Origin of the sequence: Spirillospora sp. NPDC000708 (assembly GCF_040299565.1) — a bacterium.
Lineage (GTDB): Bacteria > Actinomycetota > Actinomycetes > Streptosporangiales > Streptosporangiaceae > Spirillospora.
In genome coordinates this window covers 53,073-69,618 of record NZ_JBEPCJ010000044.1, presented here as the reverse complement: position 1 = coordinate 69,618, position 16,546 = coordinate 53,073, and the positions used below count along the sequence as shown (strand labels likewise).

16 protein-coding genes are annotated in these 16,546 nt (G+C 73.3%); 6 read left to right on the top strand and 10 right to left on the bottom strand.

Features of this window, described 5'->3' with window-relative positions; all coding sequences use genetic code 11:
• Nucleotides 1-33: 33 nt before the first annotated feature.
• Nucleotides 34-870 carry a class I SAM-dependent methyltransferase gene (locus ABT299_RS28430; protein WP_387032315.1) on the bottom strand — a complete coding sequence of 279 codons (837 nt, stop codon included), beginning with the start codon at nucleotides 868-870 and terminating at the stop codon, nucleotides 34-36.
• 287 nt (nucleotides 871-1,157) lie between these two features.
• Here ABT299_RS28430 and ABT299_RS28425 point away from each other — a divergent pair, with 287 nt between their 5' ends.
• On the top strand, nucleotides 1,158-2,282 hold the full coding sequence (locus ABT299_RS28425) for an alpha/beta hydrolase (RefSeq protein WP_190862094.1): 1,125 nt from the start codon (nucleotides 1,158-1,160) through the stop codon (nucleotides 2,280-2,282).
• A 63-nt stretch (nucleotides 2,283-2,345) separates the two neighbouring features.
• On the opposite strand, the gene ABT299_RS28420 is transcribed toward ABT299_RS28425, so the two are convergent.
• A complete protein-coding gene (locus tag ABT299_RS28420) occupies nucleotides 2,346-3,680 on the bottom strand; it encodes a histidine kinase dimerization/phospho-acceptor domain-containing protein (protein WP_190862092.1) in 1,335 nt (444 codons plus the stop codon).
• 166 nt (nucleotides 3,681-3,846) lie between these two features.
• Between ABT299_RS28420 and ABT299_RS28415 the strand changes: the two genes are divergently transcribed.
• From ABT299_RS28415 to ABT299_RS28405, 3 genes are read left to right on the top strand one after another with little or no spacing between them, the layout of a single operon-like run.
• Nucleotides 3,847-4,068 carry a hypothetical protein gene (locus tag ABT299_RS28415; protein ID WP_500252572.1) on the top strand — a complete coding sequence of 74 codons (222 nt, stop codon included), beginning with the start codon at nucleotides 3,847-3,849 and terminating at the stop codon, nucleotides 4,066-4,068.
• 26 nt (nucleotides 4,069-4,094) lie between these two features.
• The gene (locus ABT299_RS28410) at nucleotides 4,095-4,784 is read left to right on the top strand and encodes a response regulator transcription factor (RefSeq protein ID WP_387032321.1); all 690 of its coding nucleotides are present in this window, start codon (nucleotides 4,095-4,097) and stop codon (nucleotides 4,782-4,784) included.
• A gap of 55 nt (nucleotides 4,785-4,839) precedes the next feature.
• Complete coding sequence (locus ABT299_RS28405; RefSeq protein ID WP_500252571.1) at nucleotides 4,840-6,240, top strand: FAD-dependent monooxygenase; 1,401 nt, start codon at nucleotides 4,840-4,842, stop codon at nucleotides 6,238-6,240.
• 23 nt (nucleotides 6,241-6,263) lie between these two features.
• Here ABT299_RS28405 and ABT299_RS28400 read toward each other — a convergent pair whose 3' ends face one another.
• The 5 genes from ABT299_RS28400 to ABT299_RS28380 form a co-directional block, all read right to left on the bottom strand.
• The gene (locus ABT299_RS28400) at nucleotides 6,264-7,478 is read right to left on the bottom strand and encodes a S8 family serine peptidase (protein ID WP_500252570.1); all 1,215 of its coding nucleotides are present in this window, start codon (nucleotides 7,476-7,478) and stop codon (nucleotides 6,264-6,266) included.
• Between the two features lie 29 nt (nucleotides 7,479-7,507).
• Nucleotides 7,508-8,716: a S8 family serine peptidase gene (locus tag ABT299_RS28395; protein ID WP_500252569.1), complete on the bottom strand. Its 1,209-nt coding sequence runs from the start codon at nucleotides 8,714-8,716 to the stop codon at nucleotides 7,508-7,510.
• A gap of 55 nt (nucleotides 8,717-8,771) precedes the next feature.
• A complete protein-coding gene (locus ABT299_RS28390; RefSeq protein ID WP_500252568.1) occupies nucleotides 8,772-10,106 on the bottom strand; it encodes a hypothetical protein in 1,335 nt (444 codons plus the stop codon).
• An 11-nt stretch (nucleotides 10,107-10,117) separates the two neighbouring features.
• Nucleotides 10,118-10,573: a hypothetical protein gene (locus ABT299_RS28385; protein WP_500252567.1), complete on the bottom strand. Its 456-nt coding sequence runs from the start codon at nucleotides 10,571-10,573 to the stop codon at nucleotides 10,118-10,120.
• Between the two features lie 136 nt (nucleotides 10,574-10,709).
• Nucleotides 10,710-11,333, bottom strand: coding sequence for a LysE family translocator (locus tag ABT299_RS28380; protein ID WP_500252566.1), 624 nt, complete (start codon nucleotides 11,331-11,333; stop codon nucleotides 10,710-10,712).
• A gap of 98 nt (nucleotides 11,334-11,431) precedes the next feature.
• On the opposite strand from ABT299_RS28380, the gene ABT299_RS28375 reads away from it, so the two are divergent.
• The gene (locus ABT299_RS28375; RefSeq protein ID WP_500252565.1) at nucleotides 11,432-13,111 is read left to right on the top strand and encodes a bis-aminopropyl spermidine synthase family protein; all 1,680 of its coding nucleotides are present in this window, start codon (nucleotides 11,432-11,434) and stop codon (nucleotides 13,109-13,111) included.
• A 13-nt stretch (nucleotides 13,112-13,124) separates the two neighbouring features.
• Here ABT299_RS28375 and ABT299_RS28370 read toward each other — a convergent pair whose 3' ends face one another.
• Both ABT299_RS28370 and ABT299_RS28365 read right to left on the bottom strand, forming a co-directional pair.
• Entirely contained in the window at nucleotides 13,125-13,871 is a 747-nt protein-coding gene (locus tag ABT299_RS28370; protein WP_190862072.1) for an SDR family NAD(P)-dependent oxidoreductase, read from the bottom strand.
• Nucleotides 13,871-14,566, bottom strand: a complete 696-nt coding sequence (locus tag ABT299_RS28365; RefSeq protein WP_190862070.1) for an SDR family NAD(P)-dependent oxidoreductase — start codon at nucleotides 14,564-14,566, stop codon at nucleotides 13,871-13,873. Before ABT299_RS28365 ends, ABT299_RS28370 begins: the two co-directional genes overlap by 1 nt.
• 173 nt (nucleotides 14,567-14,739) lie before the next feature.
• Between ABT299_RS28365 and ABT299_RS28360 the strand changes: the two genes are divergently transcribed.
• Nucleotides 14,740-15,792 (top strand): PucR family transcriptional regulator, encoded by a 1,053-nt coding sequence (locus ABT299_RS28360; protein ID WP_387032345.1) that lies wholly within the window; start codon nucleotides 14,740-14,742, stop codon nucleotides 15,790-15,792.
• Between the two features lie 64 nt (nucleotides 15,793-15,856).
• Here the strand turns inward: ABT299_RS28360 and ABT299_RS28355 are convergent, their stop codons facing one another.
• Complete coding sequence (locus ABT299_RS28355; protein ID WP_500252564.1) at nucleotides 15,857-16,546, bottom strand: enoyl-CoA hydratase-related protein; 690 nt, start codon at nucleotides 16,544-16,546, stop codon at nucleotides 15,857-15,859.

Below are 16,546 nucleotides of genomic sequence, written 5' to 3'. Positions count from 1 at the left end.
GTGACGCGCCGGATGACGACGGCTCGCCGCGCCTCAGCGGACGACGGCGCGGAGCAGGCGGAAGTAGTCGAAGGGGCGGAGGGCGTCGGTGCGCCGCCACGCCTCCGGCGGGACGGCCCGCTCCAGGGTGAGGTTCTCGACGACGTCCAGGCCGTGCTCCCGGAGCAGCGCGTCGACCTCGTCCGGCGCGAACCGGGACCGGGACGGCTCGCCCGCGTCCCGCGTGACCTGTGCGGCGACCTCCGCGTAGGCGTCGCCCTCGGCGTCCCGCAGGCCGGGCGGCAGCGCGTAGTCCATGACGAGTTCGGTGCCGGGCGCGAGGCGGCCGATCTCCGCGAGCGTGCCCGCGACGGCGTCGCGGGTGAGGAAGTAGCTGACGCCGAGCCAGCTCACCAGCGCCGGGCGGGCGGTGTCCAACCCGGCGGCGGCCAGCTTCGGGACGGGTCCGTCCGGCTCCTCGAAATCGACCGGAACGAGCGCGGCGTTCCCCGGGACGGGAATCCCGGCGGCGTCCAGCAGGCCCTTCTTCCACTCCTGCGTCGCCGGATGGTCGGCCTCGAAGACGCGCATTCCCTCCGGCGCGCGGAACGCGTAGGTGTCGAGCCCCGCGCCGAGGACGGCGTACTGGTCGAAGGCGCCGGTCCGCGCCTCCGCGTAGCGGCTGCGGACGGTGGTGATCGCGCGGGTGCCCGCGAGGATGATGTGGTCGCCGCTGCCGCGGTGGTAGCCGATCATCTCGTCCGCGAGGCCGCCGAGCAGCCGCGCGACCAGCGGGTCCGCGAAGATGAGGGGCCGCTCGTCCACCAGCGGGTGCGCCGCGCGCGCCGCCGCGGCCGACAGCGCGGTCCTGCTGGGCCGTCCTTCTTCCATGGCCTGCCTTTCCTCTCCGGCTCCGCGGGCCCGGCCCGGTGACCTCCGGCATTCGTGAGCCGGGTTCCGCGGGCCCGCGTTCGAGAAAGGCAGCCTATTCGCCGATAACGCGATCATAGCAGCGCGAAATAAATTCCCCATATACCTCACATCAAGATCAGGCGGCATTCCATTCGATCCGTCCTCGGACGGGTTAACGCGGAGCTAACCCGGCGTTGTCATGCGGCTGATGCGGTGGCGGCTAACTTGGCGGTCGGACGAAGACCGAACTGCCTTAGGGGGAGGGCATGGGACTCACCGGAGGCGGGTTCATCGCACTGCTGTTCCTGGTGGTGGCGGTCCTGTTCGTGTTCACGGTGTGGTGGTGGCCGCGCGGCGCGCGCTCGGGGCCCGTCCCCGTCGCCGCCAGGATCGGACTGCTCGTCGGCACCCAGGGCGTCACGCTGCTCGCCGTGCTCGTCGCGGTCAACGCGCACTTCGAGTTCTACTCCGGCTGGGACGACCTGTTCGCCACCAATGCCGCGCCCGCCAAGATCAAGCACGTCATGGCGAAGGCCGGCGGCCCGGTGAAGCAGATCGACACCGCGACGATCAAAAGGATCGGCACCGCCGCCGCGAAACGCGATCCGGCCGTCTCCGGAGCGACCGAGGAATACCGCTTCCAGGGCCAGGCGACGGGCCTGAGCGCCGAGACCTACGTGCTGCTCCCGCCGCAGTACTACCAGCCCGCGTACGCGCGGACGCGCTTCCCCGTGGTCATCGTGCTGACCGGCTACCCGGGGCATCCGAGCGCGCTGCTGCACACGATGCGCTTCCCCGATCTCGTCCGGCAGGGCGAGCGGGCCGGGGTGCCGCCCGCGATCTACGTGCTGATGCGGCCGACGGAGGCGCCGCCCCGCGACACCGAGTGCGCGGACGTGCCCGGCGGGCCGCAGGTCGAGAGCTTCTTCGCCACCGACGTGCCGCTCGCGATGCAGGCCCACTACCGGGTCGCCGCCGGCCGCGCCGGGTGGGGCATCATGGGCGACTCCACCGGCGGGTTCTGCGCCACCAAGATCGCGATGAAGCACCCCGACCGGTACTCGGCGGCGGCGTCGCTGTCCGGCTACTTCTCCACGATCCAGGACCTCACCACCGGCAAGCTGTTCGACGGCAACAAGAACCTGCAGAACGAGAGCAACCTGCTGTGGCGCGAGAAGCACCTTCCCGCGCCGCCGATCTCGCTGCTCGTCGCGTCCTGCCGGGTGGGGGAGAAGACGTTCCCGGAGAACGAGCGGTTCCTCGCCGGGATCCGCCCGCCGATGCGGGCCGACAGCCTGTTCCTGCCGTCCGGCGGCCACAACTACCGCACGTTCCGCCGGATGGTCCCGGCCACGCTCCGCTGGTTCGGCGTCCACCTCAAGGCCGAGTGACCCCCGCCGGGCGGTCGGGGGCCGCCCGGCGGGCGCATCGGCCTGCCCGGTGGGGCGTCGCGGTCAGGCGCCCTCGTCGGCGACCGGTTCGGACGCCGGCAGCAGCAGCGTGAAGATCGGCGGGGACGGGCGGCGCAGCACCAGTCGGCCGCCCTCCGCCTCCGCCAGCGCGCGCGCCAGCGCCAGCCCGATCCCGTGCCCGCCGTCCCGCCCGCCGTCCCCCTCGCCGCCGGAGTGCCGGCGCGCGAAAATGTCCTCGGCCTCGGTGACGCCCGGCCCCTCGTCCGACACGTCGATCGCCAGGCCGCCGCCGATGTCGCTCGCCTCCACCGTCACCCGACCCGCGCCGTGCACCTGCGCGTTGTCCAGCAGCACCCCGAGGATCTGCCGCACCGCCGACGCCGACGCGTGCACCTCCGGCAGCGGTCCCCGCGCCGCCACCTCCAGCGGCCGCCCGTCCGACGGCCGCCGCCGCAGCTCCTCCAGCACCCCCGCGACGTCCAGCCGCTCCCGGTTCGGCCCCGCGTCCCGCGCCAGGCTCAGCAGGTCGTCGATGATGTCGCGCAGGTGCTCCCCGCGCCGCACCGCCGTCCGCACCGCCGCCGCCAGGTCCGCGCCCGGCCGCTCCAGCGCCGACTCCAGCCCGAGCAGCAGCCCCGTCAGCGGCGTCCGCAGCTGGTGCGACACGTCCGCGCTGAACGCCCGCTCCCGGTCCAGCATCGACCCGAGCCGCCGCGCCGTCACCTCCAGCGCCCGGCCCGCCTCGTCCGCCTCCAGCACCCCCGACGACTGCGCCCGGACGGTGAAGTCGCCGTCCCCGAGCGCCTGCGCCGCCAGCGTCAGCCGCTCCAGCGGCCGCGCCAGCCGCCGCGACTGGTACCGCGCCACGAACGCCGCCAACCCGATGATCAGCAGCGCGAGCGCCGCCATCACCCACCACGCCCGCTCGATCCGCCGCGCGACGACCCGCTCCGGCATGCTCACCCGCGCCGTCGACGTCACCCCCTCGTCCGAGGGGATCGGCGCCGTCACCACCAGCCGGCCGTGCTCGTCGCGCTGGTGCAGCCGCCCGTCGCTCGCCTGCGCCGCCGCCCGCGAGTACGGCGGGCCCTCCCCGGTCAGCCGGCGGCCGTCGACACCGTAGATCCCGACCCGCAGCCGCTCGTTCAGCCCCTCCGGCAGCCGGATCGGACGCGGATGCCGCGCCTCGTCGTCCGGCGCCGTCGCCGCGACCCGCGTCGCGTCCCGCTCCAGCTTCGTCTGCGCCTCGCTGCGGTACAGCCGCTGCACCGCCACCGCCAGCGGGACGATCAGCAGCAGCACCGCCACCGCGGTGATCCCCGCGATGGTGACCAGCAGCCTGCGCCGCAGCGGCGCCGTCCTCGGAACCGCGTCCACACTCGCCTCCCGCCCGGAGGATAACCGCGGCCCGGGCGTGCCGTACCCGCCCCGCGCCCGCGTCCCCGCAAGGTAAGCGACGCCCTAACCCACCGCACAGCCGCCGATGACGCGCTCCGGACTAGGTTGCGTCCAGACGCCGGCGTCGAGAGGGGGAGGCACGATCATGCGCAGGCTGCTCATCGGCGTACTGATCGTCACGGCGCTGGCCGGTGTCGGGCTCGGCCACGCGGTCCGCGTCCACCGGGACTGCGCGGACGGGCCCGGCTCGCGGCTCGGCAAGGTCGTCGACATCGTCACCGACGTCGTCACCTCCACCACCCGCGGCTCCTTCTGCCCGTCCCGGCGTCCCGGCGCCCGGACGGCCGGCATCCCGGCCCGCACGTGACCGCCCCCGTCCGTAACATCGGGACCATGGCCGGACCCTACGTGCTCGTCGTGGAGGACGACGAGGCCATCGGCAGCGAGCTCGCCGAGGCCCTCGCCGCGCACGGCTACGAGGCCGACTGGGCCGCGACCGGCGGCGACGCCCTCGACAGCGCGGCCCGCCGCGCCCCCGACCTCATCCTGCTGGACCTCGGACTCCCCGACATCGAGGGCGTCACCCTCTGCCGGCGGCTCCGCACCGTGCTGCGCGACGCGGTGATCGTCGTCCTCACCGCCCGCACCCAGGAGTTCGAGGTCGTCGTCGCGCTCGACGCCGGCGCCGACGACTACCTGACCAAGCCGTTCCGGCTCACCGAGCTGATGGCCCGGCTCCGCGCCCACCTGCGCCGCAGCAGCGCCGGACGGTCCGACGAGCGGTTCGTCACCGCCGGCCGCCTCACCCTCGACCTCGCCGCCCGCCGCGCCAGCTACGCCGGCACCGACATCGCGCTGCGCCCGAAGGAGTTCGACCTGCTCGCCCGGCTGGTGCAGTCCGCAGGCGAGGTCGTCACCCGCGAGGACCTCATCGACCAGGTCTGGGACACCAACTGGTTCGGCCCCACCAAGACCCTCGACGTGCACATCTCCGCCCTGCGCCGCAAGCTCGCCCAGCAGGGCGCCGACCCCGGCAGCATCACCACCCTCCGGGGCCGCGGCTACCGCTACGAGCGCGACTGACGGCCGCCAGCGCCCTGCCAGCGATCTGCCAGCACCCCCGCCCACCCTGAGGCGCATGATCCTCATCGCCGGAGCCGGCCCGACCGGCCTCACCCTCGCAATCGACCTCGCCCGCCGCGGCGTCCCGCACCGCCTCGTCGACCCCCGCCGGCCGGCCGGCTCGCGCGGCAAGGGCCTCCAGCCCCGCACCCTGGAGGTCCTCGACGACCTCGGCGTGATCGACGCCGTCCGCGCGGCCGGGGCGCCCTATCCGCCGCTGCGCGCCTACTCCGGCGCCGACGTCGTCTGGGAGGGCCGCATGCACGAGCCCGCCGAGCCGACGCCCGACGTGCCGTACCCGAACGTCCTGATGGTGCCGCAGTGGCGGACCGAGCGGATCCTCCGCGACCGCCTCACCGCCCTCGGCGGACGCGTCGACACCGTCGGCCTCGCCGGCTTCACCCAGGACGGCGACGGCGTCACCGCCGCCCTCACCGACGGCACCACCGTCCGCGCCGCCTACCTCGTCGGCGCCGACGGCGGCCGCAGCACCGTCCGCAAGGCGCTCGGCGTCCCCTTCCTCGGCGAGACCCGCGACGAGGAGCGGATGCTCATCGGCGACGTCCGGACCCCCGACCTCGACCGCGACCACTGGCACATGTGGGCCGACCTGGAGACCCGCACCCCCGGCGTGGGCCTGTGCCCGCTGCCCGGCACGTCCGACTTCCAGTTCACCTCCGTCCTCGCCCCCGGCGAGGACCCCGACCTCACCCTCGCCACCTACCAGCGGCACCTCGCCGACGGCAGCGGCCGCGACGACATCCGCCTCACCGGCCTCGGCTGGGCGTCGGTCTACCGCGTCAACATCCGCATGGCCGAACGGTTCCGCGCCGGTCGCGTCTTCCTCGCCGGCGACGCCGCTCACGTCCACTCGCCCGCCGGCGGCCAGGGCCTCAACACCGGCGTCCAGGACGCCTACAACCTCGGCTGGAAGCTCGCCGCCGCCCTGTCCGGCGCGTCCCCGTCCCTCCTCGACACCTACGAGGAGGAGCGCCTGCCCGTCGCCGCCGGCGTCCTCGGCATCAGCACCGCCCTCTACCGGAAGGCCGCCGAAGGCCAGGCCGACGCCCACAAGCGCGGCGAGGAGACCCAGCAGCTCCTCCTCGCCTACCCGGACAGCCCGCTCTCGTCCGGCCCCCGCGGCGGCACCCGCGCCCCCAACGCGTCCCTCGCGGACGGCACCACCCTCTTCGACGCCTTCCGCGGCCCCCACTTCACCCTGCTGGCGTTCAACACCCCCGCCCCCGCCTGCGGCCCCGCCGTCCGCACCGTCCCGATCACCGCGAACCCCGAAGCGGAGGCCGCCTACGGCGTCACCGCCCCGACCCTCGTCCTCGTCCGCCCCGACGGCTACCGAGCCCACACCGGCGACGCCGCCTCCACCCGCACCTACCTGACCCGCCTCAACCTCCCCTAAAGAACCCGGTCGCGATCTGCACCCTAGGCAGAGGTGGGTGGACGAGACCGTCGGCGACCGCGAAGCCAGACCAGGACACCGCCGACCACGAGGACGGCGAGCCCTGCGATCGCGGCTTGAACCACAGTGGACGGCCCGCCGCCCGATCGGTCCGACCCGGCGGCGGGACCCGGTGACACGGCACCTGCCTGCTGCACGGCATGCTGCGATCGGTCGAACCTGTCGTAGACGGGGTTGGGGGCATTGGCCGGGACCGGGTACTTCACCAGATCCATGGCGCGGGCGATGCGGATGACGCCGTAGCCAGTTGCTTTGTCGGGGACGGGCTTGGCGGTCGGAAGAGCCGTGGCGATGAGCCGCTGAACGACGGTGCGCCCCGACATGATCGGATTGCGAGCCCGCACCAACGCCACCGCCCCCGAAACCAGCGCCGCAGCTCCGCTCGTCCCCTCCGCGCCGCTGTAGATCCTGTCGTCTCTTCCGACGAACACCGATCCGCTTGCGGGCGCTGCGACGGCGACATAGGGCTGGCGCTGTGTCTTTTCCCACGGGCGCAGATCCGAGTTGATGCCGCCCACGGCGACGACTCCCGGGCAGGATCCGGGAGCCTCCGGGGAGTTGATGGTCTTTCCGTCGTTCCCGGAACTGGAAACGAGAACGGCATCATGTGCGAGCGCGTAGGCCACAGTGTCGAGAAGCTTCTTGGGGCATTGATGGGGAATCTCGGCCGAGCCACCGCCGAAGGACAGGTTGATCACCTTGGCGCCCTTGTCGACGGCGAAACGGATCCCGTTGGCGACGGCGTCCGTGGGGTTCATGTCGGATGTCCAGACGTCATCGACCATGACGCTCACGGGGAGGATCTTCGCCTCCGGCGCGATGCCCACGTAGCCGCTGCTCCCGCCGCCCTGACCCGCGATCATGACGGCCATCGAGGTGCCGTGGCCGTCCAGCTTCGTGTCCAGGTCCTCACGGCCGTCGGTCTTGCCGCCTGCGGTGTCCGCGCCCTTGAGGACGGCGCCGGAGAGTTCCGGGACGCGTGCGTCCACTCCCGTGTCGAGAAGGGCCACCGTGATGCCGGCGCCCTTCGACAGCGGCCAGACGGAGTTCTGGACGTCCCAGGAGGAGACCCACCACTCGTCCTTGCGCGGCCGGAGATCCGCCGAGGCAGGCGACGCCGTGGCAATGACCAAAGCCACCGCCGAAGCCGCGGCTATGACCCGGCGGAAACCCGTCATGCGAGCCTGCTTGGCGGTCCACCGCCGTTTCATCCCACTGGTCGACCGTGACGAGTTCGGCGCCAGAGAAGGACCAGGCCGCCGATGATGAGTGCTGCCACACCAGCGATGGCGGCGTAGACGGCAGGGGAGATTCCGTCGCCTGAACGATCGGCATGGGTGGTCTGGGCCGCGGGGGCCGCCGTCGCGTTGTGCGCCGACCCCTGCAACTGGTCGAACCTGTCGTACACGGGATTGGGCGCGTCGGCAGGGACCGGATACTTGGCGGGATCCATGGCGCGGGCGATGCGGATGGCGCCGTAGCCGGTCGCCTCGTCCGGGACGGGCTTGTTGATCGGCAGCGCAGTGGCAAGAAGCCGCTGGACGACGGTGCGCCCGGACATGCGGGGGTTACGAGCCCGAACCAACGCCACCGCCCCTGAAACCAGCGCCGCAGAAGCACTGGTTCCCGCCGCGCCGTGGTAGACCTTGTCGCCTCTTCCAACGAACACCGATCCGCTCGCAGGGGCCGCGAGGGCGACGTAGGGCTGGCGTTGGGTCTTCTCCCAGGGGCGAAGATCGGACTCGATGCCGCCGACGGCGAGGACTCCTGGACAAGAACCGGGAGCCTCCGGGGAATTGATCGTTGTGCCGCTGTTGCCTGCGCTGGCAACGATAACGACGTCCTTCTTTATCGCGTATCCGATGATGTCCAGGAGCTTGTCCGGACATTGGTGGGGGATGCCGTCTGCTCCAGCTCCGATGGACAGATTGATCACCTTGGCACCCTTGTCCACGGCGAACCGAATTCCGTTGGTGAGGGCCGCGGTGATGCCCACGGGGGAGCCCGGCACGTCCCCGGTCGCCACATGGACGGGGAGAATTCGGGCCTCCGGGGCGATCCCGACGTAGCCGCTGTTCCCGCCGCCCCGGCCGGCGATCATGACGGCCAGTGAGGTCCCATGACCGTCTTTGAAGATGTCCATGTCCTTACGGCCGTCGGTCTTGCCGCCGGCCGTGTCCGTCCCTTCGAGGACGACACCGGAGAGTTCTGGAATTCTTGCGTCCACTCCACTGTCGAGAAGGGCCACCGTGACACCGAAACCCTTCGACAGCGGCCAGACGGATTTCTGGACGTCCCAGGCGGAGAACCACCATTCATCCTCGCGAGGTTGCAGGTCCGCGGCTGCCGGCGAGGCGGTGGCGGCGACCAGGCTCGTCGCCGCCACCGCGGCCGCGACGCGGCGAGAAGTCTTCACGAGGACTGCCCAATGCCCAGGTGCCGGTATGACGGTCGATCGCTTTGCACGGTGATCAGGTCCCTTCCGCCGGCCGTTTGCCGGCGGCTCCCAGAACGCTCGGTGAGACCTCGGTGTCGTCTTCCCACAGATCCGGAGACTCGCCCGCCCATGCCTGGCGATCGCGCTCTCGATTCCGCTGCGCTGATCCGCCCGCACCGGTCATCGGTCCCATGGCCGCGGATCCGGAGCGTGCCGTGGCGGATTCCTGCAGGGTCTCCGCTTGTGCGGCTGTGGCGGGGGTGATCGTGCCCCGGCCGATCACGCCGTTTCGGAAGCGTCCGTTTCCGAGGGCGCCGTTTGCGCTCGGCCCGCCAATGGGCGGCTCTTCGCCAACGCCGAGGCCTCGAGGGACGCCGATCGTGCCGCCGGCGGGGAGGCCGGTGCCTCCGCGCAGCGGGGCCAGGCCGGTCCCACCGGGCATGCCGGGGTACATGGTTCCCGCCCCCGGCCGCTGTGATCCGGCACTTGGCGCGAGCGGCGATGTGGACGGAGAGGCGGAGTCTGCCGGGAGTCCAGGTCCATTGCCGTTCGGGTCGCCCGTCCCGGGAGGGTGAACGCCTGACAGGTCTGTACCGGGGCTCGCGGGATTGCCGGCTCCTGGCGAACCCGGCATCGAGCCGGGCTGTGCTCCGGGATGGGCCTGACCCGGTGGAGTTCCGTGGTCGGTCGGGTTCCCGGGGACGCCGAGTCCCGGTGCGGGGGATACGGCTCCGGGAGAACCGGATCCGGCCGGGCCATTGGAAGAGGATCCGGGCGAGATCTCGTGAAGGCCTCCCGCGCCGCCGGCTCCGGATCCTTCCGAGCCGCCGCTTCCCGGACTTCCGGAGCCGCCGGAACCTCCGGCGGGCGGCGTGCTGATCGGTGCCCCGTGGTCGTCCCGCCACATATCGAGCGGTGTGGAGATGCTCGGGGGGATGGCGGTCCAGGTCTCGGTGATGCGTTCGTTCGCGCCTTGCATCCAGGAACGCGCCTCGGCGTCGTCCTTCGGCTGCGGCATGTTGTTCTTGTACCAGGCCAGGTATTCGGAGCCGTGGCGTTCGACGGCCGTGCCGAAGTCTCTGGACGCGGCGCCGATCGTATGGCTCGACGCCCACAGGTTTCGCATCTGTTCTTGAGCGGCGGCGGCGTCCGTGCCGTTCCAGGCGTCGTTCAGATCCTGGCCGATCTGGGCGAGCTTCGGCGTGAGCTTCTCGTAGGCCGCCGCAAAGCGGAGGTAGGCCTCACCGGCCTCCGTAACGGCACCGGGATCACTGGACTTCAGGTGGTGAAGGATGCTCGCTCGGTCGTACCGGCCCGGTGATCCGGTCGGAGCCCCGTCACGCATGAAGTACGTGTACTCGTTCGTCACTTCGACCTCCGTTATCTCAGCGACCCCGGGCCTGGACGTGGCGAGTCCGTGGTGCGGGGAGCGGTGGGATCGGGGGTGTTCTCGAGCTGTGCTCTGACGGCGGCGACGCGTCGTTCGAGTTCGGCCTCGACGTCGTCGTAGACCTGCGCGGTTCGGCGGAGCATCTTGATGGTGTTCAGTGCCTCGGAGAGGAATACGCTGTGCTGGTCGGCCAGCACAGCGCGGCCTTTCACGATGCTGGGGATGAGGTTCTGGGCCGCGTCCCAGGTGCCGTAGGCGGCTTCTGGGGTGCTGCTGGCCTGGTGGAGGTCCTTGGTGGCGTCGAGGAGGTCTTCCAGGTCGGATTCGAGGCGTTTGGCGATGGCTCGGAGGCGGGCGCGGTCGACGCGGAGTCGGCCGGTCTGGTTGAGGCCCGGCCAGTTGCCGTAGGCCCCGGGCGGTACCGACCTCGGATCGACAGGCGGCATTGCGGTGTCCCCTCCAGCTCCCGTCATGCTGGTCCCTCGCGCCGTCGACTCTGTCATACGGCTTGACCAGGCGTCAGGGATGGTGCAATTCGGAGGGGCGGTGTGATCCCATTCGGGCGGCCGGATCTTGGAGACGTCAGGGTTTGGCGGCGAGGCGGAGGCCGAGGCCGATGAAGAGGGAGCCGGTCGCGACGTCGAGGCGGCGGAGGGCGGTCCGGCGGCGGCGGAGCCATTCGCCTATGCGGCCGGCGAGGACGCCGACCGTGCCGTCCACGAGGAATTCGAGGGCGATCAGAATGGCGCCGAGGCAGGTGAACTGGAGCCAGACCCGGCCCAGTTCCGGGTCGATGAACTGGGGGAGGAACGCGATGGTGAAGGTGACCATCTTGGGGTTCAGCAGGTTGGTCACCAGGCCGTTGAGGTAGGCGCGGCGGTTCGAGGGCGCGGCGGCGGGGGCGTCGTCCTGGTCGTTGCGGTGGCGGATGGTCTGCACGCCGAGGAAGACGAGGTAGGCGGCGCCGACGAGGCGGACGGTCGTGAACGCGATCGGGACGGCGGCGAAGAGGGCGGTCAGTCCCGCGGCGGCGACGGCGACGTGGACGGCCTCGCTGGTCGCGACGCCGGCGGTGGCGAGCAGGCCGGCGCGGGGGCCGCCGCGCATGCCGCAGCCGAGGATGAAGAGCATGTCCGGGCCGGGCACGAGCATCGCGATGATCGAGGTCAGCAGGAACGCGGCGAGCAGGTGCTGGTCGATCGGCATGACAGGATCGTGCCACGCCGGTCGTGCGGGGCGCGGCGGCGCCCTCGTCAATAGGATCGGTGCGCACTCGTCCCCGTCGGAACGGATCAGGCCCGCACATGACAGATGGCAACCCGGCGAGCCCGGCTACGGAGGCCGTCCGCGAGTTGCGGGCCGGGTTCGGGATCGACGCGCGGCGTATCGACCGGATCGGGCTGCTGCTCGCCGACGGCGGGTTCCACACGGTCGAGGAGGCCGTGTCGCGGACGGGCACGTCGCGGCGGACGGTGGAGGCGGTGTTCCGGGCGCTCGAGCCGCACCTGGAGGCCGAGGGGGACGGGCGGCGGATCGCGGAGCGGTACGTCGGCGAGTACCGCGAGCTGTTCGGCGAGCCGGTGGACGTCCCGGATCCGTGGGCGGAGCGGGTCCGCCGCGATCCCGCGTCCCTCGCGGAGATGGACGCGCTGGTCGGCGCGGCGCCGCCTCCCGTGCAGGCGCTGGACCATGTGCCGGCGACCGCGGAGACCGTGTTGAAGCGGGCCCGGTTCATGCTGGACGGCTTCGACCTGCGCGGCGCGCACGTGCTGTGCGTCGGCGACCATGATCTGACCTCGCTCGGCCTGTTCGCCGCGGGCGGCGCTGAGGGCCTGCGGGTGAGCGTGGCGGACATCGACGAGCGGCTGCTGGCGTTCATCGACGGCGAGGCGTCGCGGCGCGGCTGGGACGTCCGCTGCTACGCCGCCGACCTGCGGCTCGGTCTTCCGGTGTCGCTGCGGGAGTCGTCCCAGCTCGTCTTCACCGATCCGCCGTACACGCCCGAGGGCGTGGGGTTGTTCGTCGCGCGGGGCCTGGAGGGGCTGGGGGACCAGCGCAACGGGCGGGTGCTGGTCGCGTACGGATACGGCGAGCAGCAGCCGGCGCTCGGGCTGGCCGTGCAGAAGGCGCTGAACCCGCTGCATCTGGCGTACGAGGCGATGCTGCCGGGCTTCAACCGGTATGTGGGGGCGCAGGCGATCGGCAGCACGGCCGCCCTGTACGTGCTGCGTCCCACGAAGCGGACCGCCGGGGCCGTCCGCGCCGCCGCCGAGGATCCGCGCGCCGCGATGTACACGCACGGCGCCCAGTCGGTGGAGGCGGGCACCGGTGCCCTGGACGACGCGGCGGCCGCGCGCGTCGTCGAGCTCGCCTCGGCCGAGGACCCGCTGCTGGTCGGGGACGGGTGGCCCGCGAAGGCCGCCGGGCGCCGCGTCCCGCTGCGCGAGTTCATGGCGGCTCCGCTGCCGCGCGGGCTCCAGGGCCACGGCACGGTGCTGGTCAACCTGTATCCGGGGTTCGGGGCGTCGGCGGTCCGGGCGCTGCTGGCCGCCAACGCGCCGCGCGTCGGGCTCGTCTGCCGCAACGACCTGCCGTTCCTGCGGGACGCGGAGGGGCAGCGCGAGTTCCGGCGGCTGGTCGGCCCCGGGTACCGGGTCGAGCGCATGCTGCGCGGTATCCCGTCGTCCGGCATGGCGCTCGTCCTGGCCGAGCGGAACGACCGTCCGGCGGACGCCGCCGAGCGGGTCCTCGCCTACATTCACGCGCGCGCGCACGGCAAGGTCGGCAACGGCTGGCGCGAGGGCCTCATCGCGCTCCGGAAGGCGGACGGGCGGACGCTCACGAAGGCCGAGAGCCGCCGGGCCATCGAGTCGGTCGCCGACCGTCCGGCCCTGCTGGAGCGGTCGCTGATCGATCTCCCGGCGCACCTGCTCGCCGTCCTGGAGGCGCAGGTCCGCCGCTCCGTCGAGGCCCTCCCGGACTGACCGGCGCGCCGGCTCACGCGCGCGTGCGCGTCGTGCCGCCGTTGACGTGCAGGATCTGGCCGACGAGCGCGGGCAGCCGGTCGTCGGCCAGGAACGCGATCGCCGCGGCGATCTCCTCCGGGGCGGCGATCCGGCCGAGCGGCACCCGCGCCGCGTACCGGGCCCGGATCTCCTCGCACGTGACGCCTGCGGCCGCCGCGTCCACCTCCATCAGCCCGGTGCCGATGATGCTGGGCGCGATCGCGTTGACGGCGATGCCGAGCGGGGCGAGCTCGCGGCCGAGCGACTTGGCGAGCGCGATGATGCCCGCCTTGGCCGCCGAGTGCGCGGTCGCGTCGGGCCGTCCGGTCACGCCCCATTCGGAGGAGACGAGGACCATCCGGCCGCCGCCGCGCTCCACCATCCCGGGCAGGACGGCCTGCGCGCACGCGAACGTCCCGCCGAGGCTGACGTCCACGACCCGCCACCAGTCGTCGAGGTCGTGCTCGGCGAACGGGGCGAGGGTGGTGTGCGCGGCGTTCGCGACGAGGATCCCGATGTGGTCGCCGGTGCGGCGCTCGATGTGCTCGACCATGTCGCGGACGGCGTCGGGGTCGGACACGTCGGCGGGCGCGGCGACGCCGTCCAGCTCGGCGGCGAGCTCGCCGACGGGACGGTCCGGGCGGTCGTTCAGCGCGACGTGGTGCCCCTGCGCCGCCAGCCGCCGCGCGACGGCGGCGCCGAGGCCGCCGCCGGCGCCGGTGACCAGCGCGAGGGCCATCAGATCACCGCCCCGGCGTTGGGGGACAGGATCTCGCCGGCGCAGAACGTCCCGTCCTCCACCAGGTACGCCGCGGCGAGCGCGATCTCCTCCGCGGATGCCAGCCGGCCCGTCGGCAGGGCCTGGACGAAGGCGGGGCGGCGCCATGGCGAGTCGGGCGGCAGCAGCGGCGTGTCGGTCGGGCCCGGCGCGACCGCGTTCACCCGCACCCCGGACGGCGCGAGCTCCGCCGCCAGCGACCGGACCAGCCCGATCACCGCGCCCTTCGCCGCCGCGTAGTGCGCCTCCGCGTCGCCGCCGCCCAGCGCGAGGCCCGCCGCGACGCCGACGACGGCGCCGTGCCCGCGCTCGACCATCCCGGGCGTCACCGCCCGGCACACGTTCACCAGCCCGCCCAGATGGACGCGGAGCATGCGGGTCCAGTCCGCCCAGGCGATGTCGGACACCGGGACGATCGCGTAGTGCCCCGCCGCGCACAGCGCCGCCTCGATCGGGCCCATCTCCCGCTCGATCCGGCGGACGACCGCGGTGACCTGGTCGGGGTCGGCGACGTCCACCCCGGCCGTGTAGGCGGCGTCGGGGGCCGGGCCCAGGTCGAGCGCGGCCGTCGTCCAGCCGCGTCCCGCCAGCTCGCGCACCATCGCGCCGCCGATCCCGCCGGCCGCCCCGGTCACGAGCGCGACTCGCTCACGCATGCGCACTCCCCATCTCCTGAGCACCCAGGCAAACCCGGCATTAGCCCAGGTGGCAAGGGTCATGGCCGATTCTTGGCCAAATGCACTGCCGGACGCGGGGCTTGCCGTGACCTTCGCCGGAAGGTGGCGCCCGGCCCGTTCGCCCCGCCGGGGCGGGGTGAGAAGGTGACGGTGTGACCAGCGATCCCGCGATGCCGCGCCTCACCGTCCGGCACCTCCTGGAGGTCCCGCGCTTCCGGCTGCGGCTGGTCGCCGGGTCCGCCGGGCTGGACCGGCCGATCCGCTCCGCGCACTCGACCGAGCTGCTCGATCCCGCCCCCTACCTGCGGGGACACGAGGTCGTCCTGACGGTCGGGGCGGCCCTGCGGGACGCGGACGCGTGCGCCGCGTTCGCCACGTCGGTGAAGGCCGGCCGCGCCGGCGCGATCGCCTACGGGGTCGGCGACGTCACCGAGGCCGTCCCGGACGCGCTCCGCCGGCACTGCGAGCGGCTCGGGCTGCCGCTGGTCGAGGTCCCGGACGGGGTCCCGTTCCTCGGCTTCTCCGAGTGGTTCGCCGAGCGGCTCGCGTCCACCCGCGAGGAGTGGGACGAGCGGGAGGAGATCGGCCGGCTGCTGTACGAGATCCAGCACGGGCTGGCGTCGCCGGAGACGCTGTGTGCGCGGGTCGAGGAGGCGGGGCTCGACCCGGCCCTGCTGGTCGCGGTCGCGATGCCGGCCGCGGACGCGCCCGAGGCGTCCGGCGCGCCCGGCGTCCTCGGCCTGGACGACGACGTCGCGCTCATGATCACGGGGGACGAGTACGCCGGGACGGACGTGGCCGGCATCGGCACCCCCGGCCCCCTGCGGGATCTGCCGCGGTCGCTGGCGGAGGCGCGGGCCGCGCTGGACGCGGCGCGCCGCACCGGCGGCGTCGTGCACGCCTCCGGCCTCGCCACGTTCCGGGCGCTGCTCGGACGGCTGGACCCGGAGCAGATCGCCCCGTTCGCCGACCAGATCGCCCGTCCGCTCGCCGACTACGACAAGGCGCACGGCGGGCGGCTCGTCGAGACGCTGCGCGCGTTCCTCGACCGGGGCGGCGCGGTCGGCGCGACGGCGCGCGCGCTGTCCCTGCATCCCAGCACGCTGCGCCACCGGCTGTCCCGGATCCAGGCGCTGACGGGCCGCGACCCGCTCGACTTCGAGGACCGCGCCGCCCTGGCGATCGCCATCTGGACGTCGCGCTGACGCCCCGTCCCGGCTCAGGCGCCCGCGCCCGGCTGCGGCCCTCGCGCCTGGCGCCCTCGGAGCTTCACGACCCCAGAGCCAGGCGCGCTTCGTTCCCGGCCGCTTCGTCCTCCGGCAGGGCCCACTGCTCCAGGACGGAGCGGCGCGCGGCGTTCCGCGCCTCGACCGGCAGGCGCGCCACCGCGCCGGCCAGCTCCAGGGCCTGCTCCAGCGCCCGGCCGGGCTCGGCCAGCCGGTCGACGAGGCCGTAGGCGAGGGCCTCGTCGGCGGGGACGCGCCGCGCGGTCAGGAGGATGTCGAGCGCCCGGCCCTGGCCGACGAGGCGGGGGAGGCGCACGGTCGCCCCGTCCAGGCACGGCAGGCCGCGGGCCAGGTTGAGGGTGCCGAACTCGGCGGTCGTGGACGCGACCCGCAGGTCGGCCCAGAGGGCGAGCTCGAAGCCGCCGCCGAAGCAGTAGCCCTCGATGGCGGCGATCACGGGCTTGGCCGGGGGCGTGCGGGTGACGCGCATGGGCGGCGGGCCGTCCGGGGTGGGGACGGGGAAGTCGCCCGCCGCCATGGCCTTGAGGTCGTTGCCCGCGCAGAAGGCGCCGCCGGCGCCGGTGAGGACGATGGCGCGGACCTCCTCGTCGCGTTCGGCGCCGCCGACGGCCTCCGCGAGCGCCTCGGCCATGGGGCCGTCGACGGCGTTGCGGCGGTCGGGGCGGTCGAGGGTGATGAGGTGGATGTCGCCGTGGCGCGCGGTGCGGATCAT

Coding starts and splice junctions, on each gene's coding strand:
- ABT299_RS28365 (WP_190862070.1), bottom strand. CDS start 14,566: ATGCGTGAGCGAGTCGCGCTCGTGACCGGGGCGGCCGGCGGGATCGGC.
- ABT299_RS28385 (WP_500252567.1), bottom strand. CDS start 10,573: ATGCCGCCTGTCGATCCGAGGTCGGTACCGCCCGGGGCCTACGGCAAC.
- ABT299_RS28410 (WP_387032321.1), top strand. CDS start 4,095: ATGGCCGGACCCTACGTGCTCGTCGTGGAGGACGACGAGGCCATCGGC.
- ABT299_RS28400 (WP_500252570.1), bottom strand. CDS start 7,478: ATGACGGGTTTCCGCCGGGTCATAGCCGCGGCTTCGGCGGTGGCTTTG.
- ABT299_RS28405 (WP_500252571.1), top strand. CDS start 4,840: ATGATCCTCATCGCCGGAGCCGGCCCGACCGGCCTCACCCTCGCAATC.
- ABT299_RS28380 (WP_500252566.1), bottom strand. CDS start 11,333: ATGCCGATCGACCAGCACCTGCTCGCCGCGTTCCTGCTGACCTCGATC.
- ABT299_RS28425 (WP_190862094.1), top strand. CDS start 1,158: ATGGGACTCACCGGAGGCGGGTTCATCGCACTGCTGTTCCTGGTGGTG.
- ABT299_RS28430 (WP_387032315.1), bottom strand. CDS start 870: ATGGAAGAAGGACGGCCCAGCAGGACCGCGCTGTCGGCCGCGGCGGCG.
- ABT299_RS28355 (WP_500252564.1), bottom strand. CDS start 16,546: ATGATCCGCACCGCGCGCCACGGCGACATCCACCTCATCACCCTCGAC.
- ABT299_RS28375 (WP_500252565.1), top strand. CDS start 11,432: ATGACAGATGGCAACCCGGCGAGCCCGGCTACGGAGGCCGTCCGCGAG.
- ABT299_RS28415 (WP_500252572.1), top strand. CDS start 3,847: ATGCGCAGGCTGCTCATCGGCGTACTGATCGTCACGGCGCTGGCCGGT.
- ABT299_RS28370 (WP_190862072.1), bottom strand. CDS start 13,871: ATGGCCCTCGCGCTGGTCACCGGCGCCGGCGGCGGCCTCGGCGCCGCC.